The organism is Hydrocarboniphaga sp. (genome assembly GCF_028291725.1).
GTDB lineage: Bacteria > Pseudomonadota > Gammaproteobacteria > Nevskiales > Nevskiaceae > Hydrocarboniphaga.
Window position 1 is genome coordinate 14,018 of the sequence record NZ_JAQGNT010000025.1, and the last position, 16,165, is coordinate 30,182.

The window sequence follows — 16,165 nt, forward strand, 5'->3', positions numbered from 1 at the left end:
TTCAATACCGTACGCCTCTGCCATAGCGTGCCGGCGTCCGCGCCCATGCTATGTCCCGAGGTGCAAAGCCTTCGATTGGAGCCGCGGATTGGTCTCGTGGAATTGACCAGCGGTGCCGGCTGGTGCTGGACTGGGGATGACGATCGCCGCTTCGTTGACGAGGGTGAACATGTGCAGCTTTATCGGGAAGCAGGCGATGCCGCGGCAGACGCATTGAACGGAGAACGACATGAGCTCAATCTTTGAGAAGTTAAACCTTAAAGAACATTGCGAGATCGTGGTGGTCAACCCACCGCCTTCCTTCGAGGCCGAGCTGACGGCGCTCGAAGGGATCCGCGTGCTGCGTGATCTCAAGAAGGCAAAAGCGGTGCACTTCGCGCTGGTGTTCGCAGTCAAGCAGACGGAAGTCGACAGCCTCTCACAGGCTCTTGCCGACAAAGCTCAAGGCGATGCCCTGCTTTGGTTTGCCTATCCGAAAGGGACGTCCAAGAACTACCAGTGCGACTTCAACCGGGACACCGGATGGAGCGTCATCCGTCGCGCGGGTTTCGATACGGTTCGGGCCGTTGCCATCGATGAAGACTGGTCGGCTTTGCGTTTCCGGCGCGTGGAGTTCATCAAGCCGGCGGTAAAAAAAACCGCGGTGCTATCGGCTTCATTTAAAGCGTCTCGCGATGTTGTTGTCAGGACTGATGCCTGGAAGCAGGCGACGGAGTTCTATGCTTCGGTTCTAGGCCTTCCGATTACGCATCGGGGCGAAGCGCTGATGGGCTTCGAGACGGGTGCTTTCTGCCTCTACCTTGAAAAGGGTGAAGACCGGCATGGGCCGGTGTTCGAGTTTCTCGTGCATGACGTTCAAGCGGCGAAGCGCATGCTGCTGTCTGCCGGTTGCTCGGTTCTCGAAGAAGACGCCTCTGTCCCGCGTTGCTATATCCGGGACCCCTATGGTGTCGTGTTCAATCTCGGCCTGGCTGCTGTTGAGAAATGAGATGGCCCCGCCGGCCCGCACGCTTCGTCCGTTGGCCTACAGCTGGTCTCTGAAAGCGCGGTTACTCGTTCGAGCATGCCGGCGCGGATGATCAAATGATCTGGATCAATGCCGGCGGCGCCCGGTACCGCCAGTATCGGCATCATCCCCTCAGCAGATTCGGCAGAACCAACATGACGATCCAACGCGACACCGCGACAAAATCCGGCAGCCTGGCCGCAACATCCCTGACAGCATTCGATTCCGTTCCGTTGTCGTACCGAGTGCTCATCGCCGTGGCGATCGGTGTGATACTCGTGGCCATCACCGTGGCGTCAACGACCATGTAGTGTGTCGGCACCGCAGTGTGGCGGCATCCGATCCGCCGGCTGTGGACGAGCGAACATGATGTATCGACGCCTGCCCCTGAAAGCCTGCCCAAGTAAAGCGCATGGATTACTCACTCGCTGTTACCGATGTCGCGGATGAAGACATTCGCAAGGCGATCGTTGCGCCGCTGGTCGCCTACAACGAAAGCCAGGCCGGCCCGAGCCAGGGCCGTCCGCTCGTCGTTGTGGTTCGAGACTCCGCGAACGCTGCGATCGGCGGCTTGTGGGGCAGCACGGCTTATGGCTGGCTCTTCACCCAGCTGCTTGTCGTTCCGACAGAGTTGCGTGGCCAGGGAGTCGGCACGCAGATCATACGGCTCGCGGAGGCCGAAGCCGCCGCCCGCGGTTGCCACGGTGCATGGCTCGACACCTTCGAGTTTCAGGCGCGCGCGTTCTATGAACGTATCGGCTATGTCTGCTTCGGCGAACTGCCGAATTACCCGGAAGGTTTTTCGCGATTCTTCATGAAGAAGGAGCTTTCCGCGCTCACGCCCGTAGGTCGGCATGCCCTTGCCGACGTCAGGCCCTGACTACGCGTCGAAGGTACACGTCGGCAAAGGCATGCCGACCTACGAGCGGTTCCCGTCAAGGCAGTGCCGTTCTGGCCGCTGCTTATCGGGATGCCTGCTCCGCACTGGCAACTTGAACTCTGCAGATGAACGATGCCGGGTCCGCCGATTTGCCATCGGTCCCGGGTGTGCGCGGGGCGGGAGCGATGCCGATGTGGCTCAGATCGAGGCAGGCGCTGAGTTTGTTGCGGGAGGCGGCGCGTCGCATCGGGATCGGTTTCGCCGGCGTTTGCACGAGAACAGGGCTGGCGAGCTTCGTCACATGCTCATCGGTCGCCGAACGCAGGGCTTCGTAGTATTGGCGCACGCCGGCGACGTAGCCGACCGCCTCGTCGCCGCGGGCGTAGCCATAGCGCGTCTGTGAATACCACCGCGGCTCGGCGAGCAGCGGCAGCGTGTCGCGGACGTCGGCCCAGCGGTCGGGATCGCCGCCGCGCATCGCGGTCAGCGTGCGCGCATCGAGCAGATGCCCGAGGCCCTGGTTGTATGCGGCGAGCGCCATCGCAATGCGGTCCGGGCCGCGGATCTGCTGCGGCAACCGGCGCAAGATCAGCGCCAGCAGGCGCGAGCCGCCGTGGATGCTTTGCACCGCGTCTTCGCGATCGTCCACTTTCAGCAGGGCCGCAGTTTCGTTGGTGAGCATCATCAGCCCGCGTACGCCGGTGGGGCTGACGGCCTGCGGGTTCCAGCGCGACTCCTGGTAACCGATCGCCGCGAGCAGTTGCCAATCGACGCCGGAGCGCTCGGCCGCTTCGCGAAAATGATCGCGGTACTGCGGCAGCAGGAGCCGCACGTCGCCCTGGAAGCTGCTGTGCACGACGCCCGGTGGCGGCGCGCAGGACGCGCCGGGGCAAGTCCAATCGAGGTTCGCCAGGCGCGACAGCGCATCCTGCACGGTTTGGGTGCACAGCAGGCTGCCAGACACGATCACGACCGTGGTCCACCGCACCAGCCAGCGCCCGCGCGTGTCCACCTCGAGATCCATCGACCGGTGGATAGGTGGGTAACTGGGTTCCGTGTCCATATCCGCTTCCCTAAAGCCCCGATGTCTCCCTCGTACACAGCGGGGGAGCACTGCGATCGGTCCGGGCGGCGCAACAAAAAAGGCGTCTGGTCCGAGGAAAAACCTCGGGCCAGACGCCTTCGTCCGGGTGTTCGCCACGCCCATCGTTGGGTGCGGCGATCGATGCAGCAATAAGTTGTGGGTTCAGCCGGCCGCAAACACTGTGCCAGCACCCGACTTTTGTGCCGCACCCAGGTAAAGTTCAAAAACCGCGTGGAATAGGACGTCCATCGACATGAGCATGATCCGGATGCGACGGCTCGGAATGCCGGTTTTGATCGCAATCGCGGCGGCGCTGCTGCCGCACTTCGCATCCGCGGCGCCGGCCGCAGGCCAGGCGGAGCAGGCCTCTGCGGGACGACAGACCCTGGTTCATGACGGCATCGAGCGGCACTACCTGCTGCGCGTGCCCGCCGACCTGAGGCCGGACAAAGGGCGCGTACCGCTGGTGTTGGTACTGCACGGCGGCGGCGGCAATGCCGACAACGCCGAAACCATGACCGGCTTCACCGCCAAGGCTTCGAAGGAGGGCTTCATCGTCGCCTATCCCGAAGGCAGCGGCCGGCTGAAGGGCCGGCTGCTGACCTGGAACGCCGTGCATTGCTGCGGTTACGCGATGGAAAAGCAGGTCGACGATGTCGGCTTCATCAATGCGCTGATCGACAAGCTCACGCAGAGCTACCCGATCGACACCGGGCGCATCTATGCGACGGGCATGTCCAACGGCGGCATGATGACGCACCGCCTCGGCATCGCCCTCTCCGGCCGGCTGGCGGCGATCGTGCCCGTGGTCGCGACTGTATTCGGCGACGAGCCGCAGCCCGCCGGTCCGCTGTCGGCGCTGATGATCAACGGGGCGCTCGACCAAAACGTGCCGAACGCCGGCGGCGCCCCCGGCGGGCGCGGCGCCAGCGCCTGGGATGGAATGCCGGCGCGACCGATGCTCGACCAAGCCAGGTTCTGGGCAGCAGCCGATGCCTGCGCCTCGCCGCCGCAACAGATCGACCAGGCCACGACCACGCAGTGGCGGTATACGTGCCCGGGCGGCAAGGCCGTCGAGCTCTACCTGGTCAAGGACAACGGCCACGCCTGGCCCGGAGGCCAGCCCGGCAGCCGTCGCGGCGACACGCCCAGCCAGTCCCTGAATGCGACCGATCTGATCTGGGCGTTTTTCCAGGCGCATCCGAAGTGATGGCAGACATAGCAGCGCATCTACCCATCATCCCGCCGGCGTGTAGCGTGTAGGTTGGGGTGAGCGCAGCGAACCCCAACATGAAGTCCGCGCCGATGTTGGGGTTCGCTGCGCTCACCCCAACCTACTGCCTTGTTGAGCCATTCGCATTCGTCGCGTGATGCAGGCTTCGGTCGGCACGACAACCAGCATCGGCGTGTTGGTCTACAGGAGATTTTTATGTGCCGGAACATCCGAACCCTGTTCAACTTCGAGCCGCCGGCAACGGACGACGAGATTCGCGCTGCATCGCTGCAGTTCGTGCGCAAGCTCAGCGGCTTCAACGCGCCGTCGAAGCTCAACGAAGCCGCGTTCAATCACGCGGTGGACCAGGTCAGCGCGGCGGCGGAAGCGCTGATCCGCTCGCTGATCACGCTGGCGCCGCCCAAGGATCGCGAGATCGAGCGCGCCCGCGCCGCGGCGGAATCGGCGAAGCGATTTGTACGCTAAGGCGATGCCTCCGCTGCGTTTGGCCGGGTATGGGCCTTGCGACACACTCCGCCTCTTGAACCTCATTGCGAGTAGTGCATGCATCTGAATCGTCTGCTGTCGCCTGTCGCTGCTGTTTTGCTGGCCGCCGGTTCGGGCGGGGCGCTCGCGCAAACCACCTCAGCTGCCGATGCGCCGGCCGTCGACATCGCGACGCTGGAACGCATCCGCGACGCCGCGATGAGCAGCGACTTCGCCTGGCAGACGCTGTCGAATCTTGCCGACAAGGTTGGCCCACGTCTGTCGGGTTCCGCGGGTGCGGAGGCCGCCGTCACGCAGGTATCCGACGCGATGAAGGCGGCCGGTCTCACCGTGACACTGCAGCCGGTCAAGGTGCCGCACTGGGTGCGCGGCGAAGAGCGCGCCGAACTCGTCGAATACGCAGGCCGGCCGCAAGGCATCACCCAGCCGCTGCATCTGACCGCGCTCGGCGGCTCGTCCGCGACGCCCGCCAAAGGCCTGGTCGCGCCGGTGTTGATCGTGCACAGCGTCGCCGAGCTGAAGACGCGCGCTGCAGAAGCCAAGGGCAGGATCGTGCTGATCAGCGTGGCCTTCGATCAAAACCTCGCCGACAACGGCCAGTCCGGCCAGGCCTATGGCCAGGCGGGCGAGCCGCGCTTCATCGGGCCGGCGGTGGCGGCCGGTTTCGGCGCCGCGGCGACGCTGGTGCGTTCGGTCGGCGGCGCCAACTATCGCTTGCCGCATACGGGTGCGACCAAGTGGGAAGACGGCGGCAAGCAGATCCCGGCCGCCGCGCTCAGCGCGGAGGATGCGATGCTGATCGAACGTCTCGCCGCACAGGGCCCGGTGACGATGAAGCTGCTGCTGACGCCGAAGACGCTGCCCGACGCCGACAGCCACAATGTGCTCGCCGACGTGCCCGGCCGCGAGCGGCCCGATGAAGTCGTGATCGTGTCCGGCCATCTGGACTCCTGGGATCTGGGCACCGGCGCGATGGACGACGGCATGGGCGTGGCCGCGGCGATGGGCGCGGTGCAGGTCTTGAAGTCGTTGGGCATCACGCCGCGCCGCACGGTGCGGGCGATTGCGTGGATGAACGAGGAAAACGGCGGGCGCGGCGGCAAGGCTTATTTCGAATCGGTGAAGGACAGCATCGCGACGCAGTCGGCCGCAATCGAAAGCGACTTCGGCCTGGCCGGCCCGCTCGGCATCAGCGGCGCGATCAGCGATGCGCAGATGAAGCTGCTGGCACCGGTGGGCATGGTGCTGCGCGGTATCGGCGCCGGCGTGCAGGACACGCGCGGCGGCGAAGCGGGCGCGGACATCGCACCGCTGCAGATCGCCGGTGTGCCGGGCTTTGCGCCGCTGGTCGATGGCCGCCATTATTTCGATCTGCACCACACCGCCGCCGACACGCTCGACAAGATCGACCCGCAGGCGCTGCGCCGGCAGACCGCGGTGCTGGCGGTGCTCGCGTATTACCTCGCCGAAATGCCGCAGCCGCTGGACCGCGCGCCGATCGAGGGGCGTTAGGCGCAACTCGCGGCGCAAGCGCAGACCGTAGGGCGGGTCGTGACCCGCCGCTTTCCTCGGGGACATCAAAACGGCGGGTCACGACCCGCCCTACGGTCTGTGCAAGGTTCATGGAGGGATGAGGGCTGAGGTTTGCGCGGATTCCAAGTCCCTCATCCGCCCCTTCGAGGCAGCATCGAACGCAGCGAAAAGGATCACAAGGCTCGCCTAAGCCTTAATCGCCGCTGCGCAGCGGCGTATCGCCAGCCAGCCTGATTCGCTGCATTGCCAAAAATTAATTTTTGCCACCTCTCGATCCGGCGCGCCGCGTCATGGCGGCGCGCGCGGGAGATCGCTGCGCCGATTTCACGGAATTGAAATAAGCCCGGCTTACGGTCGCGCGCCGACCTCGAAGGGAGCGCCACCCATGAAAAGAATACTCACCGCAGTGCTGCTGTTCGCCAGCGCCGCATCTGCGTACGCCGCACAACCCGCCGGCACCCAGAACGAGGCACGTTCCAAGCGTCCGATCACCATCGCGGTGTTCGGCGACTGGCCCTACAACCAGCTGCTGCTCGACAACGCGCCGCTGCTGATCAACTCGATCAACTCCGACAAAGCCGTCAGTCAGGTCGTCCATGTCGGCGACATTCACTCCGGCAGCATGGCCTGCACCAGCGCCGGCATCCTGCCGCCGATCACGACGTCGAACCCGGGCTGGAACCAGACGATCTACTACCAGTTTCAGCAGTTCAACGATCCGTTTGTTTACACGCCCGGCGACAACGAGTGGACCGACTGCCACAAGAGCAAGCAGTTCAGCAGCGGCGCGCCGCTCAAAGAATTGGCGAGCGTGCGCAGCCTGTTCTTCGCCAAGGCCGGCAGCACGCTCGGCCAGCATGAGAAGCAGGTGCTGAGCCAGGCCAAGCACTACGACCCGGCCTACCCCAGCGACGCGCACTACGTCGAGAATGTGATGTGGGAAGACAACGACGTGGTGTTCGCCACGTTCAACATGCCGGGCGGCTCCAACAACGACACCGTGCCGTGGACCGGCATCTTCGCCGATCCGGCCGCGCAGTCGCAGGAAGTCGCCGAGCGCAGCGCCGCCGACATGCATTGGCTGCAGTACAGCTTCGATCGCGCGATTGCGGACCATGCCAGCGCTGTTGTGGTGATACTGCAGGCGAATATGTGGGACCCCGAAGCCACCGCCTCGGGTGGCGCCGGGCTCGATCAGTACACGCCGTTCGTGCAGGAGTTGGCCGATCTCAGCGTCAGCTTCGGTCGCCCGGTCCTGCTGCTCAATGGCGACACGCACGTCTACGAGGAAGACCAGCCGCTGGCCGATCCGACCAGCACCACGGGCATGATCCACGATACGCAGCCGGTGCCCAACCTCACGCGGATCACCGTGCAGGGTTCCACCACGGCGCCCTCGGAATGGCTGCGGCTGACCATCGACCCGCGCAGCGCCGATGTCTTCAGCTGGACCAACGTGCCCTATTGCACCGACCCGCTGACGAGCTGCCAGTAGGCGTGCCGGTTCGAATCAGCCTTCGATTCAGGCCTGGAGCGCCGCGATGATTTTCTCGGCGTGCGCTTTGATCTTTGCCGGATCGCCCATCTTCGCGGCGTGCATCACCAGCGGTGTCTTCTCGTAGCGCGGGATCACATGGAAGTGCAGGTGCGGCACGGTCTGGCCGGCCACCGGGCCGTTGGCTTGAATGACCTGGATGCCGGCGCAGTTCAGCGCCTTGTGCACCGCCAATGCGATCTGTCGAGTGACCCTGATGCAGGCCATCGTGCTGGCCTCGGACAGCTCCAGGATCGTCACCGCCGCTTCCTTGGGGATGATCAGCGCATGGCCGTCGGACTGCGGCATGATGTCCATGAAGGCCAGCGTCTGCTCGTCCTCGTACAGCTTGAAGCAGGGCAGCTCGCCGCGAAGAATTTTGGCGAAAGGGTTCTGCGGGTCGTAGGTCATGATGTCCGAGCTCTGATGGTGGGGAGTTTTTATTGCGACGGGCGACGCCGGTCGACACCATGCGCAGCCGTCATCTGCCCGTCAAGCGTGCTTCGTAGAGTGCCCCGGCCAACTATGCCAGGGAAGACGCATGAGCCTTCAGAAAAAGCATTTTGTGTTGTGCGGCACCGCAGCCGTGCTGCTTGCTGTGAGCCTGTTGTCCGCCTGCCACGACAACGGCAGCGGCGGCGACGATACCGCGCCGCTGCCGACGCTCGACGGCTCGGTGCCGCTGGTCATCGGTCACCGCGGCCTGCCCGGGCTCTATCCGGAAGAGACGCAGCCGGCCTATGAGAACGCGGCCGATGCCGGTGCCGATTCGCTGGAAGAAGATCTGCACCTGAGCAAGGACTGTGTGCTGGTCGCGCGCCACAATCCCTGGCTCAGCGACAACACCACGATCGCCGAAGTCGCGGAGTCGGTGCCCGAAGTCGCCGCGCGCAAGCGCACCGTGCCCGGCGTGCTGGTCAACGTGACTTATGACGTCGCGGTGTACGGCGGCCCGGCGCAGTACCTGAGCGACCTCACCGATCCGGCCGATCCGAAATCCGTGCTGAAATCGCTGATCGTTGACGGCGAGGATCACACCGGCGACTGGTCCATCACCGACTTCACGCTGGCCGAACTCAAGCAGTGGGTATACGGCACCACCTTTGATGATCGCGCCGAGCGCCCGACCGCACTCAATGGTGTCTACCCGGTGCTGAGCTTCCAGGAGATCATCGACATCGCCAAGGCCAAGAGCAGCTCGCTGAAGCGCACGATTACGGTGTATCCGGAGAGCAAGAATCCGTACTGGAACAACCAGCAGGCGCTGGCCAATGGCTGCGGCGCTGCCGGCAGCACGCATCCGTTCGAAGACGCGATCGTCAAGATCATCAACGACAACGGTCTGAACAGCGTCGATGCGCCGATCATGGTGCAGAGCTTCGATCCGGCGAGCCTGAAGTATCTGCGCTCGGCGGGTTTGAAGACGCGGCTGGTGCAGCTGGTCGACGGCAACGCGGTCGACTACAAGACCGGCGCGATGATTTACCAGACCGACGACGTCTACAACTTCGTCGACGGCCGTCCGTACAGCTGGACGCTGGCCGGCGACCCGCGCTATTTCGGCGTGATGCTGACGCCCGAGGGCCTGGCCGAGATCAAGACCTATGCCGACGGCATCGGCCCCTGGAAGCCGCAGGTAATGTCCTGGACGATCTCGCCGTTCCCGGCGACCGGCGCCGACGGCACCCCATTCAACTGCACGCTCGCCGACGTCAACAAGGTGACGCCGACCCGCCTGATCGCGGACGCGCATGCAGCCGGCCTGTTCGTGCACAGCTACACCTTCCGCGACGAGACCCGCTATCTGCCGGGCGCGTACATGGGCGACCCGAAAGCCGAGTTCATCCAGTTCTTCAAGGCCGGCATCGACGGCGTATTCACCGACTTCGCCAACACCGGCTTCGCGGCGCGAGCGGAGTATCTGGACGAAGTCGGGAACTAAAGCGGCAGCGGTTCATCGCCTACCCAATACGGCGACACATTGACTCCGACACGACGATGCAATTTTTCTGCTCCTTCCCCCGCTTGCGGGGGAAGGCTGGGATGGGGGCGGACGATAGCGCCGCGCCTTCACGCCCCCTCCGCGGTCGGCTTCGGTCGCGACACTGCTAAATCCAACGTGGACGCTGCCGCGCAACTGGCAGACGAACCAGTTACTTGCTCGCCCTTGGTTTCGAATGCCAAACCGGTAAAGCGAGCTGGTAGTGAGAGGTAATCCACAAAGATCAAGCATCACAGTGTTACAAAAAGTTGCGCCATGTAATGCCGAGCCCGTACCTTTCTTGCCTTGAGCGCCAATCTTTGGCGCTGGCAGGAAAAAATGGGGCGCCGGATGTCTATCGTCAATGGTGGTCGCTGGCCTATCGTTGTCGATAAAGCCGCATTGCCCGGAGCCCCGACGCGACGTGCAACTTGGCTGAGTCCCCTCTTGATGTTCGTCTTGGGCCGGACGTGCACTGTTCACAGGTCAGCGAATCGAAAGGCCCGAAGCCTGCTGGCTTTCGCCGCGGGCTTGTTGTTGCCGCTGAGCGTGCTGGCGGGTGAAGCGCAACTCAGTGTCAACAATACCTCCGTGAAGGAGGGCAATAGCGGTACGACCAACCTCGACTTCGCCGTGGTGCGCAGCGGCGACAGCAGCAGCAACATCGTCGTGCCATACACCATCAAGCCAGGCACCGCGACGCCGGGTACCGATTACACCGCACCACCCGCTAACGCCAGCCTCAGAATCCCGGCCGGATTTATCCAGGGCATCGTCAGTGTGCCGGTGAAGGGCGATACGGACCTCGAAGCCGATGAAACGGTGAAGCTGAAACTGGGCCAGCCTGTGGCCTATGATCCGGAGGCGAAGTTTCTGGCTGCGCCAATGTATAGTGTCCCCGGCCCTATCTCCACAACCGCTGCTGACTTCAACGGGGACAGTTACACGGATCTCGCGGTCGCCGGTGGAAACATCTCCGTCCTGCTCAATACACGCAGCGGAAGCTTCGCCGCCGCCGTCAACTACGGTGCGGGCCCAAATCCCCAGTCCGTCATCGCCGCTGACTTTAATGGCGACGGACATCCCGACCTCGCGGTCGCGAACTATGACGGCAACAATGTCTCCGTCCTGCTCAACACAGGCAGCGGAAGCTTCGCCGCCGCCGTCAACTACGGCGTGGGTTCCAATCCCCAGTTCGTCACCGCGGCTGACTTTAACGATGATGGCCGCCCCGACCTTGCGGTCGCGAATAGCGACAGCGCCAATGTCTCCGTCCTGCTCAACAAGGGTAGCGGTAAATTTGCTGCTTCTGTGAACTACGACGCAGGCTCCCATCCTCAATCCGTCACCGCGGCTGACTTTAACGGCGACGGACACCTCGACCTTGCCGTCGCGAACAGCGGAGGCTCTGACAGCGCCAACGTTTCCATCCTGCTGAACAAGGGGAACGGCAAGTTCGCCTCCATCGTGAAATACGACACGGGCACCAGCCCTTCCTCCGTCACCGCTGCCGACTTCAACGGGGACGGTTACACCGATCTGGCGGCCGCCGGTGGAAACATCTCCGTCCTGTTTAATACAGGCAGCGGAAGCTTCGCCGCCGCCGTCAACTACGGTGCGGGCTCCAATCCCCAGTCCGTCGTTGCCGCTGACTTTAATGGCGACGGACATCCCGACCTCTCGGTCGCGAACTATGACGGCAACAACGTCTCCGTCTTGCTCAACGTAGGCAGCGGCGATTTCGCCGTCGCCGTGAACTACGACACCGGGCCCCTTCCCAGATCCGTCACCGCTGCCGATTTCGACGGCGATGGTCACCTCGACCTCTCGGTTGCGGACTATGGCAATAGCAACGTTTCGATCCTGCTCAGCACTGGTAATGGTAGCTTCACAGACACGGTGAACTACCCTGTGGGCTCTAGCCCTCACTCTGTCACCGCCGTCGACTTCGACGGCGATGGCTGCCCCGACCTTGTGGTCGCAAACCAGACCAGCGGCAGCGTCTCGGTCCTGCGCAACACAGGGAGCGGCAGCTTCGCTCCGGCTGGGACCTACCGCGCGGGATTCAGCCCAATCTTCGTTACCGCCGCCGACTTCGACGGCGACGGCTACCCCGACCTCGCGGTCGCGGGCGAGGTCGTCTACGTCCTGCTCAATACTGGAAAAGGCAGCTTTACTGCAGCCGTGGCTTACAACGCGGGCTCCAATCCTCAGTCTGTCACTGCCGCCGATTTCGACGGCGACGGCCGGATGGACCTAGCGGTCGCGAACCTCGAAAGTGCCAATGTCTCTGTTCTATTGAATACCGGCAGTGGCAGCTTTGCCGTTGCCAAGAACTACGCTGTAGGCTCCAATCCTAAGTCTGTCACCGCTGCAGACTTTAATGGTGATGGGTACCCTGATCTTGCCGTAGCGAACAACTACAGCGCTAACGTCTCTGTCCTTCTCAACAAGGGTAACGGCAAATTCGCCTCTGCAGTGAACTATGGCGCTGGTCCTTATCCACGGTCCAGCTCCGCTGCCGACTTTAATGGCGACGGTCACCTTGATCTCGCGGTGGCAGGCGAATACGTTTATGTCTTACTCAACATTGGCAGCGGCTTCGCCGATGCCGTGAGCTACGTGGCAGGCGGCAACCCCGAGTCTGTTTCAGCTGCCGACTTCAATGGTGATGGCCGCCCTGACCTTGCGATCGCGAACCAAGCCGACAATTTCTCGGTACTGCTCAACACTGGTGGTGGCAGCTTTGGCGCTACTATGAACTATGGTGCCGGTATCACACCGATGTCTATCACCGCCGCCGATTTCAATGGCGACGGTCACCCCGATCTCGCGGTCGCGAACTACAGCAGCAACACTGTCTCCGTCCTGCTAAACGCCCCTGGCAGCACAGCAGCGCTGAGCAATAGCAGCGCAAACGGCAAGATCCTGGACGACGATGACATTTCACCTGACGCTTTTAGCTTCCCGCCAAAAACCAACGTGGCGTTGAACACCTCAGTAGTTTCCAACACAGTCACGCCCACCGGCTACACCGCAACGGCGTCGGTGTCAATCACCGGCGGTCAATATCGGATCACTACTGGCGGCGTAGCCGGCGCCTGGACCGATGTTGCAGGCTCGATGTCTCCGGGCGACAAGATCCAGGTCCGGGTCAAGTCTTCCAAGACGCCGGCGACCACGACTTCGACCACCGTCAATGTGGGAGGAACTGCTGCGACGTTCAGTGTGACGACGGCACCCTGAGCAGGGGCGGGGAAGCGTGGTGTGTTCTGCTTTCCTCGCGTCCTCTTGGTGCGAATGTCAGCAACTTGCATCGGGTTGAGTGAGGGGTCGAGCGAGTAGGCTGGGTTGAGGAACGAAACCCGGCTGGTGGTATGTCGACCAGATGCTGGGTTTCCGCTGCGCTGCAACCCAGCCTACGGGGCTCAGTTCGGTAATCGGGCCGCTGGATTCCCGCCTTCGCGGGAATGACGGTGTTGTTGCGTTGTTGGAATCGATAGGTTCTCGCCAGCGCCGTCCGGTTCGCCTGCGCCTGCCGCTGCCGGGCTCGATGGCATACTGCCGCCTTGCCCTCGAGAGCTTTCGCCATGTTCGGCATCCATGACCTTGCGCTGTTCATCGTCTCCGGGCTGCTGCTCAATATCGCGCCGGGGCCGGATTCGCTGCTGATCATGGCGCGCAGCGCGGGCCAGGGCTGGCGTGCCGGCTCGGCTGCTGCGCTGGGCATCGGCAGTGGTACTTTCGTGCATATCATCGGTGCGGCGCTGGGTCTGTCCGCGGTGCTGGCGACCTCGGCTACCGCGTTCACCGTGGTCAAGATGATCGGCGCCGCCTACTTGCTGTACGTCGGGCTCGGCATGTTGCTGAGCCGCAAGCGTGGCAGCGCGGCCAGCACCGCGACGCCTGCAGTGGCGCCGGCACCGCTGCCGTATCGCCGGATTTATCTGCAGGGTTTTCTGACCAATGTGCTGAATCCGAAAGTCGCGCTGTTCTTTCTGGCGTTCGTGCCGCAGTTCATCGAACACGATGCGCCGAACAAGGCGCTCGCGTTCGTCGTGCTCGGCTGTATCTTCAACTTCAATGGCATGCTGTGGTGTCACTTTCTGGCGGTGTTCACCGCGCTGGCGAGCCAGCGCATCCGCGTCAGCGCCTTCGTTACGCAGACGATCAATCGCCTGATCGGTGCGCTGTTCGTGTCTTTCGGTATCAAGCTCGCGCTGGCGCCGCGATGACGATCCGCGTCGGCATTTTTATTTTCGAGAACGTCGAGGTCCTGGATTTCGCCGGGCCTTACGAGGTGTTCACCACCGCCGCGCGAGTCGCGAAAGCGCCGCTGTTCGAGGTGTTCACGATCGCCGCCAGCGACGAGCCGGTACGCGCGCGTGCCGGGCTGCTGGTGTGTCCGGACCATGCGCTGTCCGCGCATCCGGCCATCGATCTGCTGATCATCCCCGGCGGTGTCGTCAGCGCCGAGTTGGAAAAGCCGGAGATCATTCGCTGGATCGCCGACTGTTATCGGATGACTCGGATCACGGCCTCGGTGTGTACCGGTGCCTTCCTGCTGGCGAAAGCCGGTCTGCTCGGCGGTGGCCAGGTGACGACGCACTGGGAAGACATTGCCGATCTGCGGTCGGCTTTCCCGAATCTCGATGTGCAGGAAGGGGTACGCTGGATCGACCATGGCCGTATCGTCAGCTCTGCGGGCATCTCGGCCGGCATCGACATGAGCCTGCATCTGGTCGAGCGCCTGGCGAACCGCGAACTGGCTATCAGGACCGCGCGGCAGCTGGATTTCGACTGGACTGAGAATCCATCACCCGAGGCGGACACACACCATGTATAGCGAAGACGATCTGGCATCGGCGATCGAGGCGGGTGTGATCAGCGCCGAAACCGCCGCCGCGTTTCGGGCGCATGCGGCGCAGCGCAATGTCGAGGCGGCGGCCGACGACGAGCAGTTCCGGCTCGTCACTGGCTTCAATGACATCTTCGTCGTGATTGCCTGCGTGCTGTTACTGGCATCGGTGAAGTGGATCACCGCAACGATCGGCATGCCGGCACTCGGCGGCCTGGCGATGTCGGTGCTCGCGTGGCTGCTGGCCGAATTCTTCGTGCGCAAACGGCATATGGCACTGCCGGCGATCGTGTTGCTGCTGGCGTTCGTGTTCGGCATCTTCATCGCGGTGCCGGCGGTACTCGGCCAGAACAATATGAGCTTCGGCGTCGCCAGTGCGGTGACTGCGGTCGCGACACTGCTGCACTGGTGGCGCTTCCAGGTGCCGATCACGGTGGCCGCCGGCACCGCCGCGGTGGCGACCGGCATGGTCGTCGCGCTGATGCTCACGGTGCCGGGCGCGGAGCGCCTGTTGCCGCTGCTGCTGTTCGTCGCCGGTATCGCGGTGTTCGCGCTGGCGATGCGTTGGGACGCGGCCGACACGCGGCGGCTGACGCGGCGCTCCGACGTCGCGTTCTGGCTGCATCTGCTGGCGGCGCCGCTGCTGGTGCATCCGGTGTTCACCGCGCTGGGTGTGGCCAGCGGGCATACGCAGCTGGTGCAGGCGGTGGCGGTCGTGGCGCTGTACGTGTTCATCGCGCTGGTGTCGCTGGCGATCGATCGGCGTGCGCTGATGGTCTCCGCGCTGGCCTACGTGCTATACACCTTCAGCGCCCTGCTCAAGGAATACGGCGTGGTCAGCCTGGGTTTTGCGGTGACCGCGCTGGCGATCGGCTCGGCGCTGCTGCTGCTGTCGGCGTTCTGGCATCGCAGTCGCGCGTTCGTGCTGCGCCGACTGCCTTTGGGGATGCAGGCGCGGCTGCCGGTTTCACGCCCGACGGGCCGGGGATAGCGACGAGGCTCGCCGTGCGCATTCTTGATCTGATGGGAATGATCTACGGGCTGTCCGAACTCGGGCTGCTGATCTTCAAGCGGGCAGGGCGCTCCACGCGCGACGCGGACCGGCAATCGCTGGTCTGGCTGTGGCCGGGAATCGGCAGCTGTGTATTCGCCGGCATCACCGTCGCATATTCAGCGCCGCGGCTGCAGTCGCCCTTGCTGCTGCATTGGCATGTGCTCGGCATCGGGCTGTTCGCGCTCGGTCTGGCGCTGCGCTGGTACGCGATCCTGTACCTGGGCCGTTTCTTCACGGTGAATGTCGCGATCGCCACCGATCACCGGGTGATCGACAGCGGGCCGTATCGCTGGGTCCGGCATCCCTCGTACTCCGGTGCGCTGCTGGCCTTCGTCGGCTACGGCATCGCGCTCGGCAATTGGATTTCGCTGGCGTTGGTGACCTTGCCGATTGCCGGGATGTTTCTGCGCCGCATCGCGATCGAGGAAGCCGCGCTGACATCGGCGCTGGGCGAGGCCTACATTGGGTATGCCGCTCGCACCAGAAGGCTCATTCCCGGGATCTGGTGAGCACGT

16 protein-coding genes are annotated in these 16,165 nt (G+C 63.7%); 13 read left to right on the forward strand and 3 right to left on the reverse strand.

What is annotated here, in order from left to right; genetic code table 11:
- Positions 1-48: 48 nt before the first annotated feature.
- Positions 49-231 carry a hypothetical protein gene (locus tag JWQ90_RS06545; RefSeq protein WP_299691006.1) on the reverse strand — a complete coding sequence of 61 codons (183 nt, stop codon included), beginning with the start codon at positions 229-231 and terminating at the stop codon, positions 49-51.
- On the opposite strand from JWQ90_RS06545, the gene JWQ90_RS06550 reads away from it, so the two are divergent.
- From JWQ90_RS06550 to JWQ90_RS06560, 3 genes are all read left to right on the forward strand, one after another.
- Entirely contained in the window at positions 230-988 is a 759-nt protein-coding gene (locus JWQ90_RS06550; RefSeq protein WP_299691009.1) for a VOC family protein, read from the forward strand. The two genes, JWQ90_RS06545 and JWQ90_RS06550, sit on opposite strands and share 2 nt — an antisense overlap.
- Before the next feature lie 95 nt (positions 989-1,083).
- The gene (locus JWQ90_RS06555) at positions 1,084-1,317 is read left to right on the forward strand and encodes a hypothetical protein (RefSeq protein ID WP_299691011.1); all 234 of its coding nucleotides are present in this window, start codon (positions 1,084-1,086) and stop codon (positions 1,315-1,317) included.
- A 101-nt stretch (positions 1,318-1,418) separates the two neighbouring features.
- Entirely contained in the window at positions 1,419-1,886 is a 468-nt protein-coding gene (locus tag JWQ90_RS06560) for an N-acetyltransferase (RefSeq protein ID WP_299691014.1), read from the forward strand.
- Between the two features lie 82 nt (positions 1,887-1,968).
- On the opposite strand, the gene JWQ90_RS06565 is transcribed toward JWQ90_RS06560, so the two are convergent.
- A complete protein-coding gene (locus JWQ90_RS06565; protein ID WP_299691017.1) occupies positions 1,969-2,949 on the reverse strand; it encodes a transglycosylase SLT domain-containing protein in 981 nt (326 codons plus the stop codon).
- A 274-nt stretch (positions 2,950-3,223) separates the two neighbouring features.
- Here JWQ90_RS06565 and JWQ90_RS06570 point away from each other — a divergent pair, with 274 nt between their 5' ends.
- From JWQ90_RS06570 to JWQ90_RS06585, 4 genes are all read left to right on the forward strand, one after another.
- Complete coding sequence (locus JWQ90_RS06570) at positions 3,224-4,180, forward strand: PHB depolymerase family esterase (RefSeq protein ID WP_299691019.1); 957 nt, start codon at positions 3,224-3,226, stop codon at positions 4,178-4,180.
- A gap of 219 nt (positions 4,181-4,399) precedes the next feature.
- Positions 4,400-4,669: a DUF2277 domain-containing protein gene (locus JWQ90_RS06575; RefSeq protein WP_299691022.1), complete on the forward strand. Its 270-nt coding sequence runs from the start codon at positions 4,400-4,402 to the stop codon at positions 4,667-4,669.
- A 78-nt stretch (positions 4,670-4,747) separates the two neighbouring features.
- Positions 4,748-6,202, forward strand: coding sequence for a M20/M25/M40 family metallo-hydrolase (locus tag JWQ90_RS06580; protein WP_299691025.1), 1,455 nt, complete (start codon positions 4,748-4,750; stop codon positions 6,200-6,202).
- A gap of 406 nt (positions 6,203-6,608) precedes the next feature.
- A complete protein-coding gene (locus JWQ90_RS06585) occupies positions 6,609-7,718 on the forward strand; it encodes a metallophosphoesterase (RefSeq protein ID WP_299691027.1) in 1,110 nt (369 codons plus the stop codon).
- Positions 7,719-7,745: 27 nt separating this feature from the next.
- On the opposite strand, the gene JWQ90_RS06590 is transcribed toward JWQ90_RS06585, so the two are convergent.
- Positions 7,746-8,168 (reverse strand): HIT domain-containing protein, encoded by a 423-nt coding sequence (locus tag JWQ90_RS06590; protein ID WP_299691029.1) that lies wholly within the window; start codon positions 8,166-8,168, stop codon positions 7,746-7,748.
- A gap of 130 nt (positions 8,169-8,298) precedes the next feature.
- On the opposite strand from JWQ90_RS06590, the gene JWQ90_RS06595 reads away from it, so the two are divergent.
- The 6 genes from JWQ90_RS06595 to JWQ90_RS06620 all read left to right on the forward strand — a co-directional run bounded on the left by JWQ90_RS06595 (position 8,299) and on the right by JWQ90_RS06620 (position 16,159).
- Positions 8,299-9,699 carry a glycerophosphodiester phosphodiesterase family protein gene (locus JWQ90_RS06595; protein ID WP_299691031.1) on the forward strand — a complete coding sequence of 467 codons (1,401 nt, stop codon included), beginning with the start codon at positions 8,299-8,301 and terminating at the stop codon, positions 9,697-9,699.
- Between the two features lie 390 nt (positions 9,700-10,089).
- A complete protein-coding gene (locus JWQ90_RS06600) occupies positions 10,090-12,984 on the forward strand; it encodes an FG-GAP-like repeat-containing protein (RefSeq protein ID WP_299691033.1) in 2,895 nt (964 codons plus the stop codon).
- A 344-nt stretch (positions 12,985-13,328) separates the two neighbouring features.
- Complete coding sequence (locus JWQ90_RS06605; protein ID WP_299691035.1) at positions 13,329-13,973, forward strand: LysE family translocator; 645 nt, start codon at positions 13,329-13,331, stop codon at positions 13,971-13,973.
- Positions 13,970-14,584 (forward strand): DJ-1/PfpI family protein, encoded by a 615-nt coding sequence (locus JWQ90_RS06610; protein WP_299691037.1) that lies wholly within the window; start codon positions 13,970-13,972, stop codon positions 14,582-14,584. The genes JWQ90_RS06605 and JWQ90_RS06610 overlap by 4 nt, the downstream gene beginning before the upstream one ends.
- Entirely contained in the window at positions 14,577-15,587 is a 1,011-nt protein-coding gene (locus JWQ90_RS06615; protein WP_299691040.1) for a hypothetical protein, read from the forward strand. The genes JWQ90_RS06610 and JWQ90_RS06615 overlap by 8 nt, the downstream gene beginning before the upstream one ends.
- Before the next feature lie 14 nt (positions 15,588-15,601).
- A complete protein-coding gene (locus JWQ90_RS06620) occupies positions 15,602-16,159 on the forward strand; it encodes an isoprenylcysteine carboxylmethyltransferase family protein (protein WP_299691043.1) in 558 nt (185 codons plus the stop codon).
- The last annotated feature ends 6 nt before the right edge of the window (positions 16,160-16,165 follow it).

Bases quoted from the DNA above. Each gene is read 5' to 3' on its own strand.
- JWQ90_RS06550 (WP_299691009.1), top strand. From the start codon at position 230: ATGAGCTCAATCTTTGAGAAGTTAAACCTTAAAGAACATTGCGAGATC.
- JWQ90_RS06545 (WP_299691006.1), bottom strand. From the start codon at position 231: ATGTCGTTCTCCGTTCAATGCGTCTGCCGCGGCATCGCCTGCTTCCCG.
- JWQ90_RS06555 (WP_299691011.1), top strand. From the start codon at position 1,084: ATGATCTGGATCAATGCCGGCGGCGCCCGGTACCGCCAGTATCGGCAT.
- JWQ90_RS06560 (WP_299691014.1), top strand. From the start codon at position 1,419: ATGGATTACTCACTCGCTGTTACCGATGTCGCGGATGAAGACATTCGC.
- JWQ90_RS06565 (WP_299691017.1), bottom strand. From the start codon at position 2,949: ATGGACACGGAACCCAGTTACCCACCTATCCACCGGTCGATGGATCTC.
- JWQ90_RS06570 (WP_299691019.1), top strand. From the start codon at position 3,224: ATGAGCATGATCCGGATGCGACGGCTCGGAATGCCGGTTTTGATCGCA.
- JWQ90_RS06575 (WP_299691022.1), top strand. From the start codon at position 4,400: ATGTGCCGGAACATCCGAACCCTGTTCAACTTCGAGCCGCCGGCAACG.
- JWQ90_RS06580 (WP_299691025.1), top strand. From the start codon at position 4,748: ATGCATCTGAATCGTCTGCTGTCGCCTGTCGCTGCTGTTTTGCTGGCC.
- JWQ90_RS06585 (WP_299691027.1), top strand. From the start codon at position 6,609: ATGAAAAGAATACTCACCGCAGTGCTGCTGTTCGCCAGCGCCGCATCT.
- JWQ90_RS06590 (WP_299691029.1), bottom strand. From the start codon at position 8,168: ATGACCTACGACCCGCAGAACCCTTTCGCCAAAATTCTTCGCGGCGAG.
- JWQ90_RS06595 (WP_299691031.1), top strand. From the start codon at position 8,299: ATGAGCCTTCAGAAAAAGCATTTTGTGTTGTGCGGCACCGCAGCCGTG.
- JWQ90_RS06600 (WP_299691033.1), top strand. From the start codon at position 10,090: ATGTCTATCGTCAATGGTGGTCGCTGGCCTATCGTTGTCGATAAAGCC.
- JWQ90_RS06605 (WP_299691035.1), top strand. From the start codon at position 13,329: ATGTTCGGCATCCATGACCTTGCGCTGTTCATCGTCTCCGGGCTGCTG.
- JWQ90_RS06610 (WP_299691037.1), top strand. From the start codon at position 13,970: ATGACGATCCGCGTCGGCATTTTTATTTTCGAGAACGTCGAGGTCCTG.
- JWQ90_RS06615 (WP_299691040.1), top strand. From the start codon at position 14,577: ATGTATAGCGAAGACGATCTGGCATCGGCGATCGAGGCGGGTGTGATC.